This is a genomic window from Bacillus sp. SIMBA_008 (assembly GCF_046535495.1).
GTDB lineage: Bacteria > Bacillota > Bacilli > Bacillales > Bacillaceae > Bacillus > Bacillus subtilis.
The window spans coordinates 1-264 of the sequence record NZ_JAWRWL010000636.1 but is presented as its reverse complement, the minus strand read 5'-3'; the positions used below and the strand labels follow the sequence as shown (position 1 = coordinate 264).

General features: G+C 50.8%; 1 pseudogene. It reads left to right on the top strand.

Annotation, left to right across the window (positions count from 1 at the left end):
* Positions 1-264: pseudogene (locus tag SB658_RS24765) on the top strand (MFS transporter); the annotation flags it as partial.

Genomic DNA, 264 nt, shown 5'->3' with positions numbered 1-264 from the left:
GTCTGGGAATGGGGCTCGTCATGCCGCTTCTCACACTCGCTCTGCAAGAAACGTTTTCAAAAGAAGAGCTGGGCGTTGTGACTTCATCAAGCCAATTTTTCCGGATGATCGGGGGAACGTTCGGCATTACGGTGCTCGGCGCTGTCATGAATGCCAGATCAGGAAGCCTTTTAACCGACAGAATGGTGCCTTACTTAGACTCACTCCCGAAACAGGCAAGTGCCTTTGCCGCCCAGTTTAAAGGTATGATTGACAAGAATCCTG